Origin of the sequence: Escherichia sp. WS3227_2 (genome assembly GCF_046486495.1) — a bacterium.
GTDB lineage: Bacteria > Pseudomonadota > Gammaproteobacteria > Enterobacterales > Enterobacteriaceae > Escherichia > Escherichia coli.
The window spans coordinates 111707-135003 of record NZ_JBJQLG010000002.1 but is presented as its reverse complement, the minus strand read 5'-3'; the positions used below and the strand labels follow the sequence as shown (position 1 = coordinate 135003).

The following is a 23297-nucleotide window of genomic DNA, read 5'->3' as shown; positions in this document are numbered from 1 at the left end:
TGTTCTCCGTACTCAGTGCTTCAAATTTAAATGATCAGATCAGTATACCGTTATTCGCTGATACGGCGATAGACAGTTGGTGTGCTTTCCGGTGCTTTATCGGCAAGTTTAATTGCCGCTTTCACCGCTTTCGCCGCTTCCTGCCAGCTGTTTTCGTCTTTCGCGTGGATAACCGCCAGTGGACGCTGACCGTCTACCTGGTCGCCCAAACGCGCCATATCAGTAAAGCCGACGCTGTAATCGATGGTGTCAGATGCCTGACGGCGTCCGCCGCCCATTGCAACCACTGCCATCCCCAGCGCACGGGTATCCATTTCACTGACAAAACCTTCGGTATCAGCATAGACTGCTTTCGTCAGCATCGCTGTCGGCAGATACTTCGCGTAGTTCTCAACGAAGTCGGTTGGGCCTTTTTGTGCCGCTACCATACGACCAAAGACTTCTGCCGCTTTACCGTTGTCCAGCACCGCCTGCAATTTCGCGCGCGCTTCGGCGTCATCTTTCGCCAGTTTGCCGGAGATAAGCATCTCTACGCACAGCGCCATCGTGACATCAAACAGACGCGGGTTACGATACTCACCCGTCAGGAACTGCACCGCTTCACGAACTTCAACCGCGTTACCTGCACTGGAGGCCAGTACCTGATTCATATCGGTGAGCAGCGCGGTGGTACGCACGCCAGCGCCGTTAGCCACGCCAACAATCGCTTCGGCAAGGGCTTCAGAGAGTTCGTAGGTCGGCATAAATGCACCGCTACCCACTTTCACGTCCATCACCAGCGCATCCAGACCTTCCGCCAGTTTCTTCGCCAGGATCGAGGCAGTGATCAGCGGGATGGAGTCCACGGTTGCGGTAATATCACGGGTCGCGTAGAAACGTTTATCAGCCGGAGCCAGTGAACTGGTCTGACCGATAATCGCCACGCCGACGTCTTTAATAATTTCGCGGAAACGGTTGTCATCCGGGAAAATGTCGAAGCCAGGGATGGATTCCAGTTTGTCGAGCGTACCGCCAGTATGACCGAGGCCGCGACCGGAGATCATCGGAATATAGCCGCCGCAGGCTGCGACCATCGGCCCCAACATCAGCGAAGTCACATCGCCGACGCCACCGGTGGAGTGTTTATCAACAATCGGGCCATTCAGATGCAGGCTTTTCCAGTCGAGAACGGTTCCTGAATCTCGCATCGCCATGGTCAGCGAGACACGCTCAGGCATTGTCATATCGTGGAAGAAAATGGTCATCGCGAGGGCGGCAATCTGCCCTTCGGAGATAGTGTTGTCGCGAATGCCGTTGATAAAGAAACGAATTTCTTCATCGCTCAGCGCATGACCATCACGTTTTTTACGAATAATTTCTTGTGCGAGAAACAAGGTAACCTCCCGTGGAAAAGAGACGAGGTAATCGGGGAACCGGATGAGCATCGCTGCGTCATCCGGCAAATCAAGCCTTAGTAGCTGCTGGCGCTCTTACCGTCGCCGTGGCCCAGAGCCTTCAGCAGGCTTGCCAGCAGGCTGGAAGCGCCAAAGCGGTAGTGACGCGCATCGGCCCAGTCAGCGCCGAACAGTTCATCGGCGATGGCGAGATATTTCTGCGCATCTTCCGCAGTACGCACGCCGCCTGCCGGTTTGAAACCAACGGTTTTTTCTACTCCCATGTCGCGGATCACTTCCATCATGATGCGCGCGCTTTCCGGCGTCGCGTTCACTGCCACTTTACCGGTAGAGGTTTTGATGAAGTCAGCACCCGCTTTGATGGAGATTTCAGACGCTTTACGGATCAGCGCTTCGTCTTTCAGTTCGCCGGTTTCGATGATCACTTTCAGCAGTACGTTAGCCGCAGCGCAAGCCTCTTTACAGGCTTTCACCAGGTCAAAACCAACCTGCTCGTTACCCGCCATCAGCGCGCGGTACGGGAACACCACGTCAACTTCATCGGCACCGTAGGCGATTGCCGCACGGGTTTCTGCCAGCGCGATTTCGATGTCGTCGTTACCGTGTGGGAAGTTGGTTACCGTAGCAATACGGATTTCCGGGGTACCCTGCTCTTTCATCGTTTTGCGAGCAATCGGGATAAAGCGAGGATAGATACAGATAGCGGCGGTATTGCCGACCGGAGTTTTGGCCTGATGACACAGGGCGATCACTTTCTCGTCGGTGTCGTCGTCATTCAGGGTGGTCAGGTCCATCAATTTCAGTGCACGCAGGCTGCTTGCTTTCAGATCAGTCATTTCATTCTCCTGGCTTGTCGCCAATAAAATTCACCTTGCGAGTTTGTTAGTATTCTAACATCTACTCCGCAACACACTTCGATATACATCACAATTAAGGAAATCTACTTACAAGTTTGCATCACTGTAATGAGATCTGGTTCAAATAATTCACTTTCAAATGAATGCGTCAGTGGTGGCAAACGCATCAGGATCAAAGTGAACATCACGAAACTTCTTACAATGGCGCATCACCTTCGGCATAAAAGGAAAAGAAGATGCCCACTTCTCATGAAAATGCACTGCAACAACGTTGCCTGCAAATTGTCACCAGCCCAGTGCTTAGCCCGGAGCAGAAGCGCCATTTTCTGGCACTGGAAGCAGAAAACAATCTGCCTTATCCGCAGCTTCCTGCCGAAGCCCGCCGCGCGCTGGATGAGGGTGTAATCTGCGATATGTTTGAAGGTCATGCGCCGTACAAACCGCGCTATGTCTTACCCGATTACGCCCGTTTTCTGGCGAACGGTTCCGAATGGCTGGAGCTGGAAGGCGCGAAAGATCTTGATGATGCACTCTCTCTGCTGACCATTCTTTACCACCACGTACCGTCGGTCACATCGATGCCGGTCTACCTGGGGCAACTGGATGCGTTGTTGCAACCGTATGTTAGAATTCTAACACAAGACGAGATCGATATTCGAATAAAACGTTTCTGGCGTTACCTCGACAGAACCCTGCCAGACGCCTTTATGCACGCCAATATCGGCCCGTCTGATTCGCCCATTACCCGCGCGATCTTACGTGCAGACGCAGAGTTGAAGCAGGTTTCACCGAACCTGACCTTTATCTACGATCCTGAAATCACCCCTGATGACCTACTGCTGGAAGTGGCGAAGAACATCTGTGAATGTAGCAAACCGCACATCGCCAACGCTCCGGTGCATGATAAAATTTTCACAAAAGGGGGCTACGGGATTGTGAGCTGTTACAACTCACTGCCGCTGGCGGGTGGTGGCAGCACGCTGGTACGCCTTAACCTGAAAGCCATTGCCGAGCGCAGCGAATCGCTGGATGACTTCTTTACGCGCACTCTACCGCACTACTGCCAGCAGCAGATCGCCATCATCGATGCGCGGTGTGAATTCCTCTATCAACAATCACACTTCTTTGAGAATAGCTTCCTGGTGAAAGAAGGGCTGATTAACCCTGAACGTTTTGTGCCAATGTTTGGCATGTATGGGCTGGCGGAAGCGGTTAACTTGCTGTGTGAAAACGAAGGGATTGCCGCGCGCTACGGTAAAGAGGCCGCCGCAAATGAAGTGGGTTATCGCATCAGCGCGCAACTGGCGGAGTTTGTCGCCAATACCCCCGTGAAATATGGCTGGCAAAAACGCGCCATGTTACACGCACAGTCGGGGATAAGTTCCGATGTCGGCACCACGCCGGGCGCACGTTTGCCGTATGGTGATGAGCCAGATCCGATCACCCATCTGCAAACCGTCGCCCCGCATCATGCTTATTATTATTCCGGCATCAGCGACATTCTGACGCTCGACGAAACCATCAAACGTAATCCGCAGGCGCTGGTACAGCTTTGCCTCGGTGCCTTTAAAGCCGGAATGCGTGAATTTACCGCCAATATCAGCGGTAACGACCTGGTTCGCGTTACTGGTTATATGGTGCGTTTGTCGGATCTGGAAAAATATCGTGCCGAAGGCTCACGTACCAACACCACCTGGCTGGGAGAAGAAGCCGCACGTAACACTCGTATTCTGGAACGCCAGCCGCGCGTGATAAGCCATGAACAGCAGATGCGCTTTAGTCAGTAAGATTATCCCCTTCTCCTGCGTTGACGGGCCAGGCAGTCGTCTGGCTCTGTTTTTGCAGGGCTGCAATCTGCGTTGCAAAAATTGTCACAATCCGTGGACGATGGGACGCTGCAATGACTGTGGAGAGTGCGTGCCACAGTGTCCGCATCAGGCGTTGCAGATTGTTGACGGCAAAGTGGTGTGGAACGCTGTGGTCTGCGAGCAATGTGATACCTGCCTGAAGATGTGTCCGCAACATGCCACGCCAATGGCGCAGTCCATGAGCGTGGATGAGGTGCTTAGCCATATCCGCAAAGCAGTGCTGTTTATCGAAGGGATAACGGTAAGCGGCGGCGAAGCCACGACCCAGCTACCGTTTGTGGTGGCGCTGTTTACTGCTATCAAAAATGATCCGCAACTGTGCCATCTCACCTGTCTGGTGGACAGTAACGGTATGTTGAGCGAAACCGGCTGGGAAAAATTGCTCCCGGTGTGCGACGGCGCGATGCTCGATCTCAAAGCGTGGGGTAGCGAATGTCATCAACAGTTAACCGGACGCGATAATCAGCAGATTAAGCGCAGCATCTATTTGCTGGCAGAGCGCGGCAAGCTGGCGGAACTGCGTTTGCTGGTAATCCCTGGCCAGGTGGATTATTTGCAACACATCGAAGAACTGGCGGCGTTTATCAAGGGACTTGGCGATGTTCCGGTACGCCTGAACGCGTTTCATGCCCACGGCGTGTATGGCGAAGCGCAAAGCTGGCCGAGCGCCACACCGGAAGATGTTGAGCAGTTGGCTGATGCGTTACGGGAGCGCGGGGTGAGCCGGTTGATATTTCCGGCGCTGTATTTGTGACATGCCGGATGTGGCGTAAACGCCTTGTCCTGCCTACGGCACGTTAAACAACGCATACGTATTATTAAGCAACACTTCGGCAATCTCATCTTCTGGTTCCGGGCGTAACTCGCAAAGTACGGCAAACACCCGCGCAGCCTGTTCCGGGCGGTTAGGCTTCCCCTGAAAGCCGTTGAGCGGCATATCCGGCGCATCGGTTTCCAGCAACAACGATGCCAGCGGTAATTTTGCGATGACATCGCGGGTTTTACTGGCGCGTGGATAGGTGATAGTGCCGCCTACGCCAATTTTGTAGCCCAGCTGTACAAACCGTTCAGCCTGTTGCAGGCTGCCGGAAAAACCGTGAACCACGCCAGTACGCGGCAAATCGTGGCGTTTAAGATGCATCGCCAGTTTGTCGTGCGTGCGCCGTGAATGCAGGATCACCGGCAGATCGTAGCGTTTCGCCAGTTTCAGTTGTTCGTCGAGTAACCACTGCTGCCTCTCAAATTGCGGATCGTCGCCAAAGAGATCCAGGCCGATCTCCCCCACCGCCACCACCTTCGCCGGATGCCTTTCCAGCGCCTGCTGTAACTGCTCCAGCGATGCATCGCTATGTTTTTCTAACATCCCCGGATGCAACCCTAACGAGGCATACAGCGGTTGATAATTTTCCGCTAATGCCAACACACGGGCAAAATTTGCCGCCTCTGTCGCCGGAACAATGATCTTGCCTACGCCCGCTTGTGCCGCGCGTTGCAGGCTGGCCTCTTCATCGCCACTAAACGGCGGGAAATCAAAATGGCAGTGGGTGTCGATAAAACGGCAAATCAAGCCAGATCCTCATTGTTAAATGTCGGGTCGTTCGCCTGCGGAGCATCGCTCACTTCGGCAACCAGCGTATCGTTGGCGACTGGCGCAGGCGGAATGACAATCGATTCCGGCGTCACCACTGGCACCAGATGGCGGGTTAGCGGCGCTTTTTCAGTTAATAGCTTGCCAACCGTTGCTAGGAAATAACGACCGCATAAACGCCCAAGTTTATAGTCTTCACGCAGCGCCGGAATCCGACTGCCAAGCGCGATACTATGCAATGGCTTCGGCGGATAAATTTCGAATATCCGCAGTTTGCCCGGTGGTTTCTCAATAAATTGCTGAATGTCACGATAGCTGGTTTCATGATGCTGCACCAGATTGACCAGCGGCTGCAGGCTACTGTCACCCAGCCAGCGTTCCATGCGTTTGAACCACTGCGGCGTGTAGTACATTTGCGACGGCACGGTGCGGATGACGACCAAGGTTTTTGCTCCCTGCCTTGCCGCCTCTTTAACCGGAATCGCATCACTGATCCCGCCATCCAGGTAGTTAATGCCTTCCAGCGACACTCCGCTACGATAAAAGCCAGGTATCGCACTGGAGGCGCGAATCACATCCAGCCAGTTTTGTTTGGTTGGTAAAAAGTAATTCGGCGCATAGTCATCCTGACGACAGGCGCACATATAAAACGATTTGCCGCTGTCAAACAACCGCGCGGCGGTATCCATTTGCAACGGCATCTGGCTTGCAGTGGCCTCCACCAGCCAGTCGAGATCGATAAGATTTCCTCCACGGACAAAGCGCAATGGATCGAAAAATTCGCGTTTTGTGGTATAGCGCATGATGACTTTGCGCGCGTAACCGGGCTGATTGCAGATATACGCCGAGAGGTTCTGCGCCCCGGCAGATGTGCCGAGATAAAGATCGAAAGGATTAAACTGCGCGCGCATAAACTCATCCAGCACGCCAGCCGTGAAAATTCCACGCTGTCCGCCGCCTTCGCACACCAGAGCTATTCGTCCAGGCTGGAACGGCCTTAGCGACAACGGCGCAATATTACCAAGCGTTACAGGTATTCGCTGCCCCACCTCTGCCTTCCTGTTTTTGTTGTGAAAGAATGACAAAGTAACGCAATTTATTATTCGCTAAAACCGCAAAAGCCAGTCCGCTGGACTGGCTTTGGATAAAATTTTCTTAATGGTCTGAAATCTAGGGTCGTTTTCGGCCCATGAACAAACTCACCAGGAACAGAATAATCCCGACGACAAAGACAATTTTAGCTGCGCCTGCAGCGGTACCGGCCAGACCACCAAACCCAAGTGCGGCGGCGATTAACGCGATAACCAGAAATATGATGCCCCAACGAAACATAAGCGTCTCCTTTACCATAGTTAATGTCACCGCTTGATATGAGCGTGAAAATCACTCAATGCGATATTTTTAGTGTGGTGCACATCGCGCCTCCCGACAAAGTTCGGGAGGACGAATTACGACGAATTACTTAGTTTTGAGATCATTTTTAACGCTTTTCACACCATCTACCGCTTTGGCGATACTTTCAGCACGGTCGCTCTGTGCCTGGGAATCGACGGTACCGGAGAGCTGAACCACGCCGTCGGTGGTTTCAACTTTCACATGACGGGAAGGGACGATATCGTCCGCCAGCAGTTTGGCTTTGATTTCACTGGTGGTGGCGGTGTCACCCGCGTAGCCCTTCACCGAGCCTTCTTTAGCGTCGCGAACGTGCAGTTTGTCGCTGACAGAGGTCACCCCTTCAACGCCTTTCGCCACTTTCACTGCCTCTTCGGCCTGAGCCTGGCTTTCAACGAAACCGCTCAGGGTCACGACTTTTTGATCGGTTTTGACAGAGATATCGGTGCTCTTGATGTTGTCATGATCCACCAGCGCCGCCTTCACTTTCGCGGTGATGGCGCTGTCATCCATGAAATTACCGACTTTATTCATAGAGCTATCGACTTTTTGCCCTGCGCTTTCATTGGTAGTCTGTGCGTTGTTTTCCGCGTAGGCAGAGCCGGTCGCGACGGCAGAGGTCAACATTACAGCCAGCAGAGTTTTCGAAATCTTCAGTCTTGTCATAGTCATCGATTTATTCCTGTATGTTTGCTCGTAATTTGAGCCTGGCAACACGAGGTTGCATTGCTGAATAGGGAGAGACTTCACCCTCTACAGAAGTCAATGGTCGCCATCACAAAAGCGATGGGTGATGAATAACGACCATTACAGCCTCTGAATCAGTTATTAATATCGGTAGAATGACAATCGACGGCTTTAGATACTGATATCTACGCATTGAACGGTATTTAACGCCGCCAGAAATGTCATTACTTTGTTAAATATAGATCACAATTTTGAAACCGCTCGGGAGATCAGCGAAAACATAAGCAAAAGTGAATGTTTTAAGAACATTCCGTAAGCGGCTAATAAGGAAGGGAAATTGACAGGGCGCAGCGGCTACCGCGCCCTGGAGGCAAGAATTAATGCTCGCGGGTCTGGTGGAACTGAACGTCCGGATAACGTTCCTGCGCCAGGCGCAGGTTGACCATGCTGGTAGCGATGTAAGCGAGGTTATCGCCGCCATCAAGCGCCAGTTGGCTTTCGTTCTTACGCTTGAACTCTTCGAATTTCTTCGCGTCCGCACATTCTACCCAGCGGGCAGTGGCAACGTTGACTGACTCATACACTGCTTCAACGTTGTATTCGCTCTTCAGACGCGCTACCACCACATCAAACTGCAGCACACCAACTGCACCAACGATCAGATCGTTGTTGGAGATCGGACGGAACACCTGCACCGCGCCCTCTTCGGAAAGCTGTACCAGCCCTTTGAGTAGCTGTTTTTGCTTCAGCGGATCTTTCAGGCGGATACGACGGAACAGTTCTGGTGCGAAGTTCGGAATACCGGTGAACTTCATCATCTCACCCTGGGTAAAGGTGTCGCCGATCTGAATGGTGCCGTGGTTGTGCAGACCAAGGATATCGCCAGGATACGCTTCTTCAACGTGCGAACGGTCACCCGCCATAAAGGTCAGCGCGTCGGAGATCACCACATCTTTCGCAGTGCGCACCTGGCGCAGCTTCATGCCTTTTTCATATTTACCGGATACCACGCGCATAAACGCCACGCGGTCGCGGTGTTTCGGGTCCATGTTGGCCTGAATTTTAAATACGAAGCCGGTAAATTTGTCTTCGCTCGCCTCTACGGTACGGGTATCAGTCTGACGCGGCATCGGCGCAGGGGCCCACTCCACCAGGCCATCCAGCATATGATCAACGCCGAAGTTACCCAGCGCAGTACCGAAGAATACCGGAGTGATTTCGCCCGCAAGGAACAGCTCTTTGTCGAACTCGTTAGACGCGCCTTTCACCAGTTCCAGTTCGTCACGTAGCTGCTGTGCCAGATCTTCACCAACCGCAGCGTCGAGATCCGGGTTATTCAGCCCTTTGACAATGCGGACTTCCTGAATCGTGTGGCCTTTACCGCTCTGATAGAGATAGGTTTCATCTTTATAAAGGTGGTAAACGCCTTTAAACAGCTTGCCGCAGCCAATCGGCCAGGTGATCGGTGCGCAGCCGATTTTCAGCTCGTTCTCAACTTCATCGAGCAGCTCCATCGGGTCGCGGATATCACGGTCAAGTTTGTTCATAAAGGTGAGGATCGGCGTGTCGCGCAGACGGGTAACTTCCATCAGCTTACGGGTACGATCTTCAACACCTTTTGCAGCGTCGATAACCATCAGGCAGCAGTCCACCGCCGTCAGGGTACGATAGGTATCTTCCGAGAAGTCTTCGTGCCCCGGGGTGTCGAGCAGGTTAACCAGGCAATCGTGATACGGAAACTGCATCACAGAAGTAGTAATGGAGATCCCACGCTGCTTTTCCATCTCCATCCAGTCCGACTTAGCGTGCTGGTTGGAACCACGGCCTTTTACTGTACCGGCGGTCTGAATGGCCTGTCCGAACAGCAGCACCTTCTCGGTGATGGTAGTCTTACCGGCGTCCGGGTGAGAAATAATGGCAAAAGTGCGGCGCTTCGCCACCTCTTGCAAATAAGGAGACAACGTCATAATTCTTTCTTCTTGAGTAAGCGGCATCGCGCCGCGCTTGTTGAAAACGAAAAATTGCGGCTATTTTACCCATCAACGGGGGGGAGGCAATCAGTGTTTACACAGGAGCTGCTCCAGTTCGTGCAACGAAGAAACGGTCCAGGTAGGCGCGATGCCTTCTGGTTGCTCGCGATTGTGCGCATTCAGCCAGCAGGTCGCAAGCCCGGCGTTGATGCCACCGAGAATATCGGACTCGGCAGTGTCGCCAACCATCAGCACGCGTGAACGGTCAGGATTGCCCGCCTGTTCCAGCGCATAATCGAAAATTTTCTTATTCGGTTTGGCAACGCCAACTTCTTCGGAAATCACCAGCAAATCGAAATAATCACGCAGGCCCGTGCGTTCCAGACGCACTTGCTGCAAGGCGCTAAAGCCGTTGGTGATGATGCCAATTTTAGCGTTGCCACGAATGGCGTTAAGCAGAGAAACCGCGCCCGGCAGCGGCGTACAGATTTCCGCCATCGCATTAATAAAGGCTTCGTTGAGTTTACCCGGCTCGACGTTCAGCCGTTCGGCCCAGCTCTCAAACCGCCCGTGCTGAAGCTGTAATGAAGTGATCGCGCCGTTTTGATAATCCACCCACAGTGGCTTGTTAACGGCCTGATAGTCCTGAAAATCTTCAGCGGTAAAGGTGACGCTGTAATCAAGAAACATCCGCTGCAGGCCGGTGAATGAGTCAAAGGTAAACAGCGTTTCATCGGCATCAAAGAAAATCCAGTCCCACTTCATTATTCCACCTTGTCTTACATACTGATTGGCAACGCCATGATGATGGCGTCTTCGCGACCGTCCGTGGTGGGGTAGTAATTGCGGCGAATCGTCGCCTCGTTAAAGCCTAAACTTTCGTACAGTGCAATGGCGGCAGCGTTTGAGGCACGGACTTCCAGCCATAGCGTCGCCACGCCGCGTTTTTCCAGTTCGTCGATCAGATGTTCCAGCAGCGCCCTTCCCAATCCCTGACGCTGATAGTCAGGATCGACCGCAATATTGAACAATGTAGCTTCATCCAGCACCACTTGCGTAATCGCAAACGCCGCCATTTTGCCGTTTTGCGTTAACTGAAAGTTGAGATAACGCTCGCCCTGGTTGCTGGCAAAGGTTTTCTCACTCCACGGAAAGGCGTGGGCGCGTTGTTCAATGTGGTAAGCCGCTGGTAAATCAGTCGTTTCGAGGGAAGAAATCGTGTTCATATGTGCAAATTTGTTGCCATAACGCGGCGCGTGCCGTTGGGTTTGCCCGTAATTCGGTGAGCGCCGGTGATGCCACCTGAGCGCCTTCCAGTGATAGCGGTTCGTCAGTACCCAACCGCCAGCTGTTGCAGCGACTGCCTTGTGGCAGCATCGAGATTTTTTCTGGCGTCAGTTGCAGCACTTGATCGGGGCTGACGGTTAATGCGCGCAGAACATCGCTCACCAGAGGATCAGTCAGGGCGGGAAGATCGTTTGCCACCATCACCAGACGGACGTGTGCCGGGATCGCAATGGCAATCTCCCCCTGCAACGCGCCAGGGCGACGCAGCGACCACTGGGTAATGCCCAGTTGCTGTAACTGCCAGTCTCGTCGGGATGTCATAGCGAATCGCTCCTGTTGTCAGGGGCGCAAATATAGCAAATTCGTCGATACCGCGCCAACATATGGCTATAATCGCCGCCAGTATCAATTGAGGAGCATTCCATGTCTGCATTTACCCCGGCAAGTGAAGTCTTGCTGCGTCACAGTGATGATTTCGAACAAAGCCGTATTCTGTTTGCCGGAGACTTACAGGATGACCTGCCCGCGCGTTTAGATACCGCGGCCAGCCGTGCTCATACCCAGCAATTCCACCATTGGCAGGTGTTAAGCCGCCAGATGGGGGATAACGCCCGTTTTAGTCTGGTCGCAACGGCAGATGACGTCGCAGATTGCGATACGCTGATCTACTACTGGCCGAAGAATAAACCGGAAGCCCAGTTCCAGTTGATGAATTTACTTTCTCTGCTGCCGGTGGGCACGGATATTTTTGTCGTTGGCGAGAACCGCAGCGGCGTGCGCAGCGCCGAACAGATGCTGGCAGATTATGCGCCGTTGAATAAAGTCGACAGCGCCCGTCGCTGCGGCCTCTATTTTGGTCGTCTGGAAAAACAGCCGGAATTTGATGCGGATAAATTCTGGGGCGAATATAACGTGGATGGCCTGACGGTCAAAACGCTGCCGGGCGTGTTTAGCCGCGACGGTCTGGATGTCGGTAGCCAGTTACTGCTCTCGACGTTAACTCCGCACACGAAAGGTAAAGTGCTGGATGTCGGCTGTGGCGCGGGCGTGCTTTCTGTTGCCTTTGCGCGCCATTCGCCGAAAATTCGTCTCACTCTGTGCGATGTCTCTGCGCCAGCGGTAGAAGCCAGCCGCGCAACACTTGCGGCCAACGGTGTTGAAGGTGAAGTCTTTGCCAGTAACGTCTTTTCCGAGGTGAAAGGTCGTTTTGATATGATCATCTCCAACCCGCCGTTCCACGATGGGATGCAAACCAGCCTCGATGCGGCGCAAACGCTGATTCGCGGCGCGGTGCGTCATCTTAATAGCGGCGGCGAGCTGCGAATTGTAGCGAACGCCTTCCTGCCTTATCCGGACGTGCTGGATGAGACATTTGGCTTCCATGAAGTGATCGCGCAAACCGGGCGCTTCAAGGTGTATCGCGCCATTATGACCCGCCAGGCGAAGAAAGGTTAAGTATCCCGCCGCAAGCCTTGTCGGATGCGGCGTGCTCGCCTTATACAACCTACAAAACCTGCACGTTAGCCCTTCGTAGGCCAGATAAGACGCGCCCGCGTCGCATCTGGCATCTGCACCCAAATACCGTGTCGGATGCGGCGTGAACGCCTTATCCGACCTACAAAACCTGCACGTTAGTTTCCTGATGGACATTTTTCCAGCAATTACACCTCCGGCGATAATTAACTATTGACGAAAAGCTGAAAACCACTAGAATGCGCCTCCGTGGTAGCAATTCTTTTTAAGAATTGATGGTATGCGAAGGTGGCGGAATTGGTAGACGCGCTAGCTTCAGGTGTTAGTGTCCTTACGGACGTGGGGGTTCAAGTCCCCCCCCTCGCACCAAAAACCACGTTGATATTGCTCGCACTGGGCGAAGGTGGCGGAATTGGTAGACGCGCTAGCTTCAGGTGTTAGTGTTCTTACGGACGTGGGGGTTCAAGTCCCCCCCCTCGCACCAAACGAGGCGATATCAAAAAAAGTAAGATGACTGTGCGAAGGTGGCGGAATTGGTAGACGCGCTAGCTTCAGGTGTTAGTGTCCTTACGGACGTGGGGGTTCAAGTCCCCCCCCTCGCACCAATTATCTTTACTTCCTTTCTTGTTTCTTCCCTGATTTTTCATCCCTGATTCAAATTCATTATCATCAGCATGATGCCAGCAATAAGCGCCAGGCACGATGGCAGCAAAACGTAATGCCGCAACTGTTTGTGATACAGCATCACCGGCGTCAATATTAATCCCATCAGAATGACAATCCGCCACTGATCCGGCGATAAATCCGCATACATCAGCCCTGCAATCAGCAATCCCGGCAGCAACACTCCCCAGCCACTGCCCAGCGTACGTTGCAACATGGTTTCATCTCTTTCATTGATAATGATAACTAATATCATATGATAATTTTTATCATTTGCAAGCCAGAGAAATCCCTTGCTATCGGGTAAACCTATCGCTAGGATTAGCAATCATTATCATTTAGATTACTATCCCGATTATGGCCTATCGTTCCGCACCGCTCTATGAAGATGTTATCTGGCGAACGCATCTCCAGCCGCAGGATGCTGGGCTTGCACAAGCCATACGGACGACGATCGCCGAACATCGTGAACATTTGCTCGAGTTTATCCGCCTGGATGAACCCGCTCCGCTTAACGCCATGACGCTGGCGCAATGGTCATCAACGAATGCGCTAAGTTCTCTACTGGCGGTCTATTCCGATCATATCTATCGCAACCAACCAACGATGATCCGCGAGAACAAACCGCTGATCTCACTATGGGCGCAATGGTATATCGGCCTGATGGTGCAACCATTAATGTTGGCGCTGCTGACGCAGGAAAAAGCATTAGATGTGTCGCCGGAACATTTCCACGTTGAGTTTCACGAAACCGGACGCGCCGCCTGTTTCTGGGTCGATGTGTGTGAAGATAAAAACGCAACACTACATTCGCCGCAGCAGCGAATGGAAACGTTAATCAGCCAGGCGCTGGTTCCGGTTGTGCAGGCATTAGAAGCGACGGGAGAGATCAACGGCAAACTTATCTGGAGTAATACCGGTTATTTGATCAACTGGTATCTCACTGAGATGAAGCAGCTGCTTGGCGAGGCGACGGTTGAATCGCTGCGCCATGCCCTCTTTTTTGAGAAAATGCTCACGAACGGTGAAGATAATCCACTCTGGCGTACCGTGGTACTGCGCGACGGCCTGCTGGTGCGCCGCACTTGCTGCCAGCGTTATCGGTTACCGGATGTGCAGCAATGTGGCGATTGTACGCTGAAATGAAAGCACTGCCGGGGAAGTAAACCCGGCATCATGCGGATTAATAGGGATGCAACACATTACTTGCTTCGCAATGCCGCATACATAACAGAATATCTGCGGCCTCCAACAACCCTGCATCAGAACTGACGCCCAGTTTCGACATCACATTAAATTTATGTGCACGGATCGTTTTGATATTGCGTTTAAGCTGCTCGGCAATTTGTGTCATTGAGTAGCCACGCGACATAAAGCGCAATATTTCTCTCTCCGTCGGGCTTAGCGTTCGGCTTTGATTAATGTACCACTGATTGTTCAGTCGGTCGGTCGCCTGACGTACACCATTTAATGACAAAAAGAGTTCCTGATGAAAAATCTCCAGCGTTGACGCTTTACTTAATACACCGTCCAGCGGTGATGGCGACAATGAACCAATCAGCCGAGCTTCAATATCATCATCCGCAATAACTAAACGCCGGGTACGCGGGAACTTAATCGCCAGTTCAGTCAGGCATGATAATCCCTCTCTGCGCTCACTTCTCATGGCAGAAAAAGAAAAAATGACCGCCGCAAACGAGATCCGCGACATGGCATCCTGAAATGACTCCTGACTGGTATAGGTATGGAGCTTATAAGGGTTACCCGCAAACTTTCTGAATAAACTCTCAATACCGATACTACTCATGACGCATTTTTCTATGAGTGCGACATTTCTCTTCTTAATTCGGCTGTGTTCCATTCTGCGGCATCTCCATAAACAGAAGGCAAGTTAAGTTCTCTTGCACCCTGCGCGCTATTTATCCATGCATACATTTCAGCGTTGCTGTGAATTGCCAGTCGACGCATCGCACTGTTTTTTTGGGCGCTGATAGTTTTATTACTTTTCTTAAGCAATGAAGCTATCTGGTTGATGCCCCATCCTTTACCTAATAGCCGCAGCACTTTACGCTCTGAAAGAGTGAGAATGACGGAGCGATAGCTAAAATCATGAGTTTCAGTCATTGCCGGAGAGGTCAGCATGGCGCTGATACGCTCTGCGTGCGTATTGCCGGAACGAACGGTCTTGACCAGATTCTCAATGGGTTCAACATCAGACAATAACGTCGCCGTAGGGCACATGAGCAATTCTACTGCCTGGGAATACCAGGAACGTGACACCATGAAAACCCAGTGAATTTCCCGATATTGTGAGATTAAAGAATAATAATGTTCACAAACAGAACGTGGATCTTCACTTTCACCGGCTAAATCAGCAATGACTAATCCGGAACGACGTAATTGTAATAAGGTAAGGTCCTCCGCAGAGGCGCTGGATATTATTTCATATTCAGGGAAGTGAGTCCTCATGACCTCTTTTAACCCTGCTTGCATAACAGGTATTTTACTGATAACAATTCCATTTTTGCAGCATCCTGGCAACATATTTCCTCCACATCCACTGTCTATAAATCATGATGGTTTATTCAGGATATTCATTCCTTAAATGTTTCCAGCAAATTAATAGATTAAGCGAATAAATTATCCTTAGCATTCACTTTCATATCAGCATACTCCTGCTGCACAACAACTCCACTGCATGTGTCAGAAGGTTAGCATCAAATGATAACCTGGTGAAATAGCCTGGAGACATTTAAAATATCTACATTAAGTTGTTAGAAATACTTAATGAAAAACAGAATTCTCATTCATTTAATTTATAATTAACTGATATCCCTTCCCGCAGAATGCGGGATCACACAATCAATATTTATTCAATAAAATCTGATAGTTTTAACTTGTAAAAATTAAAAAACGCGCCCAGTTATCTTTTATCCTGATTCGTAAAGGCTAAACAATAAATTCATTATAGTGATAATATTCATGTGATAATTTGTTTGCGACGAGAGATAATTCGCTTTTTATCACCGAGCTTCTCCTGATAACCAGGATTAATCAGCGCAATTTTGATCTTAACCTACCGCAAAACAACCGTGCTTCATGATACAAATGGATTCTCATTATCTGAACAATACGCATCACGTCTATGACAAAGGGCGAGTTATGCAAACTGAGCAACAGCGAGCCGTAACACGGCTTTGTATCCAGTGTGGATTATTTCTTTTGCAACATGGTGCGGAAAGCGCGTTGGTTGATGAGCTTTCCTCACGACTGGGTCGGGCGCTGGGAATGGACAGCGTCGAAAGTTCTATCTCTTCGAACGCCATAGTGCTGACAACCATTAAAGATGGGCAATGCCTGACATCGACACGAAAAAATCACGATCGCGGCATTAATATGCATGTGGTGACTGAAGTCCAGCACATTGTGATTCTGGCGGAGCATCATCTGCTGGATTACAAAGGTGTAGAGAAACGATTTAGCCAAATTCAGCCATTACGTTACCCGAGATGGCTGGTAGCCTTAATGGTCGGCCTTTCTTGCGCCTGTTTCTGTAAACTCAATAAAGGTGGCTGGGATGGTGCCGTCATCACCTTCTTTGCCAGTACGGTCGCGATGTATATCCGCCAGCTGCTGGCACAACGTCATCTTCATCCACAGATCAACTTTTGCCTCACCGCTTTCGCCGCCACCACCATTTCCGGTTTGCTTTTGCAACTTCCCACTTTCAGCAATACACCCACTATCGCGATGGCCGCCAGCGTTCTGCTGCTGGTGCCGGGTTTTCCGTTGATTAATGCCGTCGCCGATATGTTTAAAGGCCACATCAATACCGGACTGGCACGCTGGGCGATCGCCAGTCTGCTGACACTGGCTACCTGCGTCGGCGTAGTGATGGCACTGACGATTTGGGGGCTACGCGGATGGGTGTGATCGAATTTCTGTTAGCGTTGGCGCAGGATATGATCCTCGCCGCCATTCCTGCGGTCGGCTTTGCGATGGTGTTCAACGTTCCCGTGCGGGCGTTACGCTGGTGTGCGCTGCTTGGCTCGATAGGTCATGGTTCCCGAATGATCTTAATGACCAGCGGGCTGAATATTGAGTGGTCAACTTTTATGGCTTCTATGCTGGTCGGCACCATTGGTATTCAATGGTCGCGCTGGTATCTGGCGCATCCGAAAGTGTTTACCGTGGCGGCTGTTATTCCTATGTTCCCTGGCATATCGGCTTATACCGCAATGATTTCGGCGGTAAAAATCAGCCAACTAGGTTACAGCGAACCGTTGATGATTACCCTGTTAACCAACTTTCTTACAGCTTCATCAATTGTTGGTGCGTTATCCATCGGTCTTTCCATTCCTGGATTATGGTTGTACCGCAAGCGCCCTCGCGTATAAAATTGCCTCGCTTAAGCACACGGATGAGAGACAGCCTCCTCTCCTCCGTGTGTTACTATAAAAGTTATCTCCCTTCTCGTTCATCGTTCCATATTTGAGAAACAGTATGTCTTCCAGAGTTTTGACCCCGGACGTCGTTGGTATTGACGCCCTGGTACACGATCACCAAACCGTTCTGGCAAAAGCTGAAGGCGGTGTGGTTGCCGTATTTGCTAACAATGCCCCGGCGTTTTATGCCGTCACGCCTGCACGCCTGGCTGAACTGCTGGCGCTGGAAGAAAAGCTGGCGCGTCCGGGAAGCGATGTCGCTCTGGACGATCAACTCTATCAGGAACCGCAAGCTGCTCCCGTAGCTGTACCCATGGGGAAATTCGCCATGTATCCGGACTGGCAACCCGATGCCGACTTTATCCGCCTGGCGGCGCTATGGGGCGTGGCGCTAAGAGAGCCGGTGACCACCGAAGAACTGGCCTCATTCATTGCCTACTGGCAGGCGGAAGGTAAAGTCTTTCACCATGTGCAGTGGCAACAAAAACTGGCGCGCAGCCTGCAAATCGGTCGTGCCAGCAACGGCGGACTGCCGAAACGAGATGTGAATACGGTCAGTGAACCTGACAGCCAAATTCCACCAGGATTCAGAGGGTAACGATGAAAAACGTTGGCGACCTGATGCAACGCCTGCAAAAAATGATGCCTGCCCATATCAAACCTGCTTTCAAAACGGGTGAAGAACTACTGGCCTGGCAGAAAGAACAAGGGGCGATCCGCTCCGCCGCTCTCGAACGTGAAAATCGGGCGATGAAAATGCAGCGCACCTTTAACCGCTCCGGTATTCGTCCACTGCATCAGAACTGCTCCTTTGAGAACTATCGCGTTGAGTGTGAAGGGCAGATGAATGCGTTAAGCAAAGCGCGCCAGTATGTCGAAGAGTTTGACGGCAACATCGCCAGCTTCATCTTTTCTGGTAAGCCAGGAACCGGCAAAAACCATCTGGCGGCGGCAATCTGCAACGAGCTGCTGCTACGCGGTAAATCCGTATTGATCATCACCGTGGCCGATATTATGTCGGCGATGAAAGATACCTTCAGGAATAGCGGTACCAGCGAAGAACAACTGCTTAACGATCTGAGCAACGTTGATCTGCTGGTGATCGATGAGATCGGCGTGCAGACCGAATCGAAATACGAAAAAGTGATCATCAACCAGATCGTCGATCGCCGCTCTTCTTCCAAACGCCCAACCGGGATGCTGACCAACAGTAATATGGAAGAGATGACCAAGTTGCTGGGCGAACGCGTGATGGACCGTATGCGCCTGGGTAACAGTTTGTGGGTGATCTTCAACTGGGATAGCTACCGTAGCCGGGTAACGGGTAAAGAGTATTAATCCCCGTTTCTGGCGGTATACTGCGACACAATTCCACCTTGAGTAATGATGATGAAAACTGTTAAACATCTTCTGTGCTGTGCCATTGCCGCCAGCGCATTAATTTCCACCGGGGTGCATGCTGCGTCCTGGAAAGATGCGCTCTCCAGCGCCGCCAGCGAACTTGGCAACCAAAACAGCACGACACAGGAAGGCGGTTGGTCGCTCGCGTCATTAACTAACTTGCTTAGCAGCGGAAACCAGGCCTTAAGCGCAGATAACATGAACAATGCCGCAGGCATTCTGCAATACTGCGCGAAGCAAAAGCTGGCTTCGGTAACCGATGCCGAAAACATCAAGAATCAGGTACTGGAAAAACTGGGCCTGAACAGTGAAGAGCAAAAAGAAGACACCAATTATCTGGATGGCATTCAGGGGTTGCTGAAAACTAAAGATGGTCAGCAACTCAATCTGGATAATATCGGAACGACTCCGCTGGCAGAAAAGGTGAAAACCAAAGCCTGCGATCTGGTGTTAAAGCAGGGGCTGAACTTCATTTCCTGAACCGCGAAACGCCGCGTTTTAGCTGTTACCCGGCTGACGCGGCTCTCTCCTGCCCTTTTCCCTGCTCCTGGACGGTTTTCCCCTGTTACACGGGAAGCGACCGTAATCAAAAAAGTCTGTTTATAAACTAATTCCTAACAACATCGCATTTTTTTGACACTAGAATTGCAGCAATATGGCGACGCCATTACATTGTGCTTCTCAAAAAGCTTAAACGTTGGCTAAACGGCCCGGTTTAGTGAGGATCGCCCGTTGTCAGAACTACTCTCTTTCGCCCTTTTTCTCGCCTCTGTGCTGATTTACGCATGGAAAGCGGGACGTAACACCTGGTGGTTTGCAGCCACATTAACGGTACTGGGGCTATTTGTCGTTTTAAATATCACCCTGTTTGCCAGCGACTATTTTACTGGCGATGGTATTAACGACGCGGTTCTCTATACCTTAACCAACAGCCTGACCGGTGCTGGTGTCAGTAAATACATCCTGCCTGGTATCGGCATTGTGCTGGGGCTGACGGCGGTGTTCGGTGCGCTGGGCTGGATCCTGCGCCGTCGTCGCCATCATCCGCACCATTTTGGTTACAGCCTGCTGGCACTCTTACTGGCGCTGGGTTCAGTGGATGCCAGCCCGGCATTTCGTCAGATAACGGAACTAGTGAAATCCCAGTCACGCGACGGCGACCCGGACTTTGCGGCTTATTATAAAGAGCCGTCGAAAACTATCCCTGACCCGAAACTCAACCTGGTTTATATCTACGGCGAAAGTCTCGAGCGGACCTATTTTGATAACGAGGCTTTCCCGGATCTCACGCCTGAACTGGGCGCGTTGAAAAATGAAGGCCTGGATTTCAGCCACACGCAGCAGCTGCCAGGAACGGATTACACGATTGCGGGCATGGTGGCTTCTCAGTGCGGCATACCGCTGTTTGCCCCCTTTGAAGGCAACGCCTCCGCCTCTGTCTCCAGCTTCTTCCCGCAGAACATCTGTCTGGGAGATATCCTGAAAAACTCGGGTTATCAGAACTATTTCGTGCAGGGCGCAAATCTGCGTTTTGCCGGTAAAGATGTGTTCCTGAAGTCGCATGGCTTCGACCACTTATACGGCTCAGAAGAGCTGAAAAGCGTGGTAGCCGACCCGCACTATCGCAACGACTGGGGATTCTACGACGATACCGTTCTCGATGAAGCGTGGAAAAAGTTTGAAGAGCTTTCCCGCTCAGGTCAGCGATTCTCACTGTTTACCCTGACAGTCGATACCCATCACCCGGATGGTTTTATCTCGCGTACCTGTAACCGCAAAAAATATGATTTTGACGGTAAGCCGAATCAGTCATTCAGCGCGGTAAGTTGCAGCCAGGAGAATATCGCGACGTTTATCAACAAAATCAAAGCGTCACCGTGGTTTAAAGATACCGTCATCGTCGTCTCTTCTGACCATTTAGCGATGAACAACACGGCGTGGAAATACCTTAATAAACAGGATCGCAATAACCTGTTTTTTGTCATCCGTGGCGACAAGCCGCAGCAAGAGACGCTGGCGGTGAAGCGTAACACGATGGATAACGGCGCGACGGTGCTGGACATTCTCGGTGGCGATAACTATCTCGGACTTGGTCGTAGCAGTTTATCCGGGCAGTCAATGTCGGAAATCTTCCTCAATATCAAAGAGAAAACATTGGCGTGGAAGCCGGATATCATCCGCCTGTGGAAATTCCCTAAAGAGATGAAAGAGTTCACCATCGACCAGCAGAAAAACATGATTGCCTTCTCGGGTAGCCATTTCCGTTTGCCGCTGCTGTTGCGGGTTTCAGACAAACGCGTGGAACCGCTGCCGGAAAGCGAATACTCAGCACCGCTGCGTTTCCAGCTGGCCGATTTCGCTCCACGCGACAATTTCGTCTGGGTTGACCGTTGCTACAAGATGGCACAACTTTGGGCTCCGGAACTGGCACTCTCCACCGACTGGTGTGTCTCGCAAGGGCAGCTTGGCGGTCAGCAAATTGTCCAGCATGTTGATAAAACAATGTGGAAGGGCAAAACGGCATTTAAAGATACGGTCATCGACATGGCGCGTTACAAAGGCAATGTCGATACGCTGAAGATTGTTGATAACGATATTCGCTACAAAGCCGACAGTTTCATCTTTAACGTCGCCGGTGCGCCAGAAGAGGTGAAACAGTTTAGCGGGATTTCCCGTCCGGAGTCGTGGGGCCGCTGGTCCAACGCGCAACTGGGCGACGAAGTAAAAATCGAGTACAAGCATCCGCTGCCGAAGAAATTTGACCTGGTGATTACCGCCAAAGCATACGGCAATAACGCCAGCCGTCCTATTCCGGTACGCGTAGGCAATGAAGAACAAACTCTTGTGCTGGGCAATGAAGTGACCACCACCACGCTGCATTTCGATAACCCAACCGATGCCGACACGCTGGTAATTGTGCCGCCGGAACCTGTCTCAACCAACGAAGGGAATATCCTCGGACACTCGCCGCGTAAGCTCGGGATCGGCATGGTGGAAATTAAAGTGGTAGAACGTGAAGGGTAATTCCTGACTGATGTGTAGGTCGCATAAGGTGCGACCTACACGCCTTCTCCGGCTTACAACACACTATTAAGAAACAAAAAAAACAGCGCCCAACACTTCCCCGGACGCTGCATGGCAACTTTAATAATCTCGCCTTATCAGAAAGTAATTACACCCTTAATCAACTCACGATTGTTAATCACATCGCGCTCGTAGGTTTCTGCCAGCGTGGCGAACGGATAGCGATGGGTTAACATCATGTCGGCAGTGATTTTCCCTTCCGCCATCAGTCGACCGACTTTAGCGAAATCTTCCGGCGTGGCGTTGCGGCTACCCATCATCGTCGTTTCTTTTTTATGGAATTCCGGATCGGAGAACTGCAACTCACCTTTAAACAGACCGACAAATACCACCGTGCCGCCGTGACGAATCAGATTCACGGTGTTATTCATCGCATGTTGATTACCTGTCGCGTCGATCACTTTCTGCGCCAGCGAACCACCAAACTGCGCCCGCAGCTGCGCGTCAAAATCTTCGGCTGACGGGTCCAGTACAGGTAATTCCAGACGCGTTGCCACATGTTCACGGCGCGCCGGACTGGTATCCGCCACCACCACCTGTGCGCCATCGGCTTTAGCGATTGCCGCCGCGCCCAGACCGATTGGCCCCGCCCCGACCACCAGCACCTGCTCGCCGGGAGCAATGGCTGCGCGACGCACCGCATGAGCGCTAATAGCGAAAGGTTCAATTAATGCTGCCGCCTGCGGGTCAATACCATCTGCGGGCAAAATGTTCGCCACCGGCACGCTCAAATACTCACTAAAACCGCCATCCTGATGCACGCCAATGACTGAAATTTTTTCACAGCAATTGGTACGCCCGCTTTTACACGCCGGGCATTGCTGACAGGCAACATAAGGGATCACCGCTACTTGCTGTCCATTTTTAAGATTTGCAATATTTTTACCCAGCCCAACAATCTCCCCACATATTTCATGGCCTAAAACGCGTGGATAACTAAAAAATGGTTGATTCCCACCCCAGGCATGAATATCGGTACCACAAATGCCGACTGACTTAATTTTTATTAATGCTTCATTGTCACCCGGAATAGGTATCTCGCGTTGTTTCCAGACTAATTCTTTCGGCTGCTGGCAAATTAAAACATTCATCGTAGACATGATTCGGCTCTCCATTTTTTGTTGCCTTAGATATCAATGAAAATGAAAAATGGCAGCGGAACGGAAAATCTGTTTTGTGAAAACACAC

General features: G+C 51.5%; 24 protein-coding genes and 3 tRNA genes. 13 read left to right on the top strand and 14 right to left on the bottom strand.

What is annotated here, in order from left to right; genetic code table 11:
• Positions 1-50 precede the first annotated feature (50 nt).
• Both deoA and deoC read right to left on the bottom strand, forming a co-directional pair.
• Complete coding sequence (gene deoA, locus ACJHXB_RS04070; protein ID WP_000477811.1) at positions 51-1373, bottom strand: thymidine phosphorylase; 1323 nt, start codon at positions 1371-1373, stop codon at positions 51-53.
• A gap of 77 nt (positions 1374-1450) precedes the next feature.
• A complete protein-coding gene (deoC, locus tag ACJHXB_RS04065) occupies positions 1451-2230 on the bottom strand; it encodes a deoxyribose-phosphate aldolase (RefSeq protein WP_001407310.1) in 780 nt (259 codons plus the stop codon).
• A gap of 257 nt (positions 2231-2487) precedes the next feature.
• On the opposite strand from deoC, the gene ACJHXB_RS04060 reads away from it, so the two are divergent.
• Together ACJHXB_RS04060 and ACJHXB_RS04055 are read left to right on the top strand one after the other, a co-directional pair.
• Entirely contained in the window at positions 2488-4038 is a 1551-nt protein-coding gene (locus ACJHXB_RS04060) for a YjjI family glycine radical enzyme (protein ID WP_001143204.1), read from the top strand.
• Entirely contained in the window at positions 4010-4873 is an 864-nt protein-coding gene (locus ACJHXB_RS04055; RefSeq protein WP_001088388.1) for a YjjW family glycine radical enzyme activase, read from the top strand. The genes ACJHXB_RS04060 and ACJHXB_RS04055 overlap by 29 nt, the downstream gene beginning before the upstream one ends.
• 33 nt (positions 4874-4906) lie before the next feature.
• Here the strand turns inward: ACJHXB_RS04055 and ACJHXB_RS04050 are convergent, their stop codons facing one another.
• The 8 genes from ACJHXB_RS04050 to holD form a co-directional block, all read right to left on the bottom strand.
• The gene (locus ACJHXB_RS04050) at positions 4907-5686 is read right to left on the bottom strand and encodes a metal-dependent hydrolase (protein ID WP_000563028.1); all 780 of its coding nucleotides are present in this window, start codon (positions 5684-5686) and stop codon (positions 4907-4909) included.
• Positions 5683-6756 (bottom strand): patatin family protein, encoded by a 1074-nt coding sequence (locus ACJHXB_RS04045; RefSeq protein ID WP_000531527.1) that lies wholly within the window; start codon positions 6754-6756, stop codon positions 5683-5685. Before ACJHXB_RS04045 ends, ACJHXB_RS04050 begins: the two co-directional genes overlap by 4 nt.
• Positions 6757-6877: 121 nt before the next feature.
• Positions 6878-7039 (bottom strand): DUF1328 domain-containing protein, encoded by a 162-nt coding sequence (locus tag ACJHXB_RS04040; RefSeq protein WP_000490275.1) that lies wholly within the window; start codon positions 7037-7039, stop codon positions 6878-6880.
• Between the two features lie 126 nt (positions 7040-7165).
• Positions 7166-7771, bottom strand: coding sequence for a molecular chaperone OsmY (gene osmY, locus ACJHXB_RS04035; RefSeq protein WP_001295748.1), 606 nt, complete (start codon positions 7769-7771; stop codon positions 7166-7168).
• 392 nt (positions 7772-8163) lie between these two features.
• Positions 8164-9753, bottom strand: a complete 1590-nt coding sequence (gene prfC / locus ACJHXB_RS04030) for a peptide chain release factor 3 (RefSeq protein WP_000175940.1) — start codon at positions 9751-9753, stop codon at positions 8164-8166.
• Between the two features lie 90 nt (positions 9754-9843).
• The gene (yjjG, locus tag ACJHXB_RS04025) at positions 9844-10521 is read right to left on the bottom strand and encodes a pyrimidine 5'-nucleotidase (protein WP_000870712.1); all 678 of its coding nucleotides are present in this window, start codon (positions 10519-10521) and stop codon (positions 9844-9846) included.
• Between the two features lie 14 nt (positions 10522-10535).
• Complete coding sequence (rimI, locus tag ACJHXB_RS04020) at positions 10536-10982, bottom strand: ribosomal protein S18-alanine N-acetyltransferase (protein ID WP_001092461.1); 447 nt, start codon at positions 10980-10982, stop codon at positions 10536-10538.
• Positions 10951-11364 (bottom strand): DNA polymerase III subunit psi, encoded by a 414-nt coding sequence (gene holD, locus ACJHXB_RS04015; protein WP_000204024.1) that lies wholly within the window; start codon positions 11362-11364, stop codon positions 10951-10953. Before holD ends, rimI begins: the two co-directional genes overlap by 32 nt.
• 102 nt (positions 11365-11466) lie before the next feature.
• On the opposite strand from holD, the gene rsmC reads away from it, so the two are divergent.
• From rsmC to ACJHXB_RS03995, 4 genes are all read left to right on the top strand, one after another.
• On the top strand, positions 11467-12498 hold the full coding sequence (gene rsmC / locus ACJHXB_RS04010) for a 16S rRNA (guanine(1207)-N(2))-methyltransferase RsmC (RefSeq protein ID WP_001272308.1): 1032 nt from the start codon (positions 11467-11469) through the stop codon (positions 12496-12498).
• Between the two features lie 300 nt (positions 12499-12798).
• Positions 12799-12885: transfer RNA gene (locus ACJHXB_RS04005), tRNA-Leu, on the top strand.
• A 28-nt stretch (positions 12886-12913) separates the two neighbouring features.
• A tRNA-Leu gene (locus ACJHXB_RS04000) sits at positions 12914-13000 on the top strand.
• A gap of 34 nt (positions 13001-13034) precedes the next feature.
• A tRNA-Leu gene (locus ACJHXB_RS03995) sits at positions 13035-13121 on the top strand.
• A 38-nt stretch (positions 13122-13159) separates the two neighbouring features.
• On the opposite strand, the gene ACJHXB_RS03990 is transcribed toward ACJHXB_RS03995, so the two are convergent.
• Positions 13160-13396, bottom strand: coding sequence for a DUF1435 domain-containing protein (locus ACJHXB_RS03990; protein WP_001422893.1), 237 nt, complete (start codon positions 13394-13396; stop codon positions 13160-13162).
• Between the two features lie 140 nt (positions 13397-13536).
• Here ACJHXB_RS03990 and fhuF point away from each other — a divergent pair, with 140 nt between their 5' ends.
• Positions 13537-14325 carry a siderophore-iron reductase FhuF gene (gene fhuF / locus ACJHXB_RS03985; RefSeq protein WP_000331577.1) on the top strand — a complete coding sequence of 263 codons (789 nt, stop codon included), beginning with the start codon at positions 13537-13539 and terminating at the stop codon, positions 14323-14325.
• A gap of 37 nt (positions 14326-14362) precedes the next feature.
• Here fhuF and bglJ read toward each other — a convergent pair whose 3' ends face one another.
• Positions 14363-15040, bottom strand: coding sequence for a DNA-binding transcriptional activator BglJ (bglJ, locus tag ACJHXB_RS03980; RefSeq protein WP_001300509.1), 678 nt, complete (start codon positions 15038-15040; stop codon positions 14363-14365).
• Positions 14998-15723, bottom strand: coding sequence for a helix-turn-helix domain-containing protein (locus tag ACJHXB_RS03975; protein WP_000936635.1), 726 nt, complete (start codon positions 15721-15723; stop codon positions 14998-15000). Before ACJHXB_RS03975 ends, bglJ begins: the two co-directional genes overlap by 43 nt.
• Positions 15724-16341: 618 nt before the next feature.
• Between ACJHXB_RS03975 and ACJHXB_RS03970 the strand changes: the two genes are divergently transcribed.
• The 6 genes from ACJHXB_RS03970 (at position 16342) to opgB (ending at position 22049) form a co-directional block, all read left to right on the top strand.
• On the top strand, positions 16342-17112 hold the full coding sequence (locus ACJHXB_RS03970; RefSeq protein ID WP_001346517.1) for a threonine/serine exporter ThrE family protein: 771 nt from the start codon (positions 16342-16344) through the stop codon (positions 17110-17112).
• Positions 17103-17576 (top strand): threonine/serine exporter, encoded by a 474-nt coding sequence (locus tag ACJHXB_RS03965; RefSeq protein ID WP_000538191.1) that lies wholly within the window; start codon positions 17103-17105, stop codon positions 17574-17576. Before ACJHXB_RS03970 ends, ACJHXB_RS03965 begins: the two co-directional genes overlap by 10 nt.
• A 106-nt stretch (positions 17577-17682) precedes the next feature.
• Positions 17683-18222 carry a primosomal protein DnaT gene (gene dnaT / locus ACJHXB_RS03960; RefSeq protein WP_000098818.1) on the top strand — a complete coding sequence of 180 codons (540 nt, stop codon included), beginning with the start codon at positions 17683-17685 and terminating at the stop codon, positions 18220-18222.
• A 2-nt stretch (positions 18223-18224) separates the two neighbouring features.
• Entirely contained in the window at positions 18225-18962 is a 738-nt protein-coding gene (gene dnaC, locus ACJHXB_RS03955; RefSeq protein ID WP_000799911.1) for a DNA replication protein DnaC, read from the top strand.
• Between the two features lie 48 nt (positions 18963-19010).
• Positions 19011-19505, top strand: coding sequence for a DUF2501 domain-containing protein YjjA (gene yjjA, locus ACJHXB_RS03950; RefSeq protein ID WP_001308243.1), 495 nt, complete (start codon positions 19011-19013; stop codon positions 19503-19505).
• A 252-nt stretch (positions 19506-19757) separates the two neighbouring features.
• Positions 19758-22049: a phosphatidylglycerol--membrane-oligosaccharide glycerophosphotransferase gene (gene opgB, locus ACJHXB_RS03945; RefSeq protein ID WP_001292670.1), complete on the top strand. Its 2292-nt coding sequence runs from the start codon at positions 19758-19760 to the stop codon at positions 22047-22049.
• A gap of 137 nt (positions 22050-22186) precedes the next feature.
• Here the strand turns inward: opgB and lgoD are convergent, their stop codons facing one another.
• Positions 22187-23209 carry an L-galactonate oxidoreductase gene (gene lgoD, locus ACJHXB_RS03940; RefSeq protein WP_000106043.1) on the bottom strand — a complete coding sequence of 341 codons (1023 nt, stop codon included), beginning with the start codon at positions 23207-23209 and terminating at the stop codon, positions 22187-22189.
• Between the last annotated feature and the right edge of the window lie 88 nt (positions 23210-23297).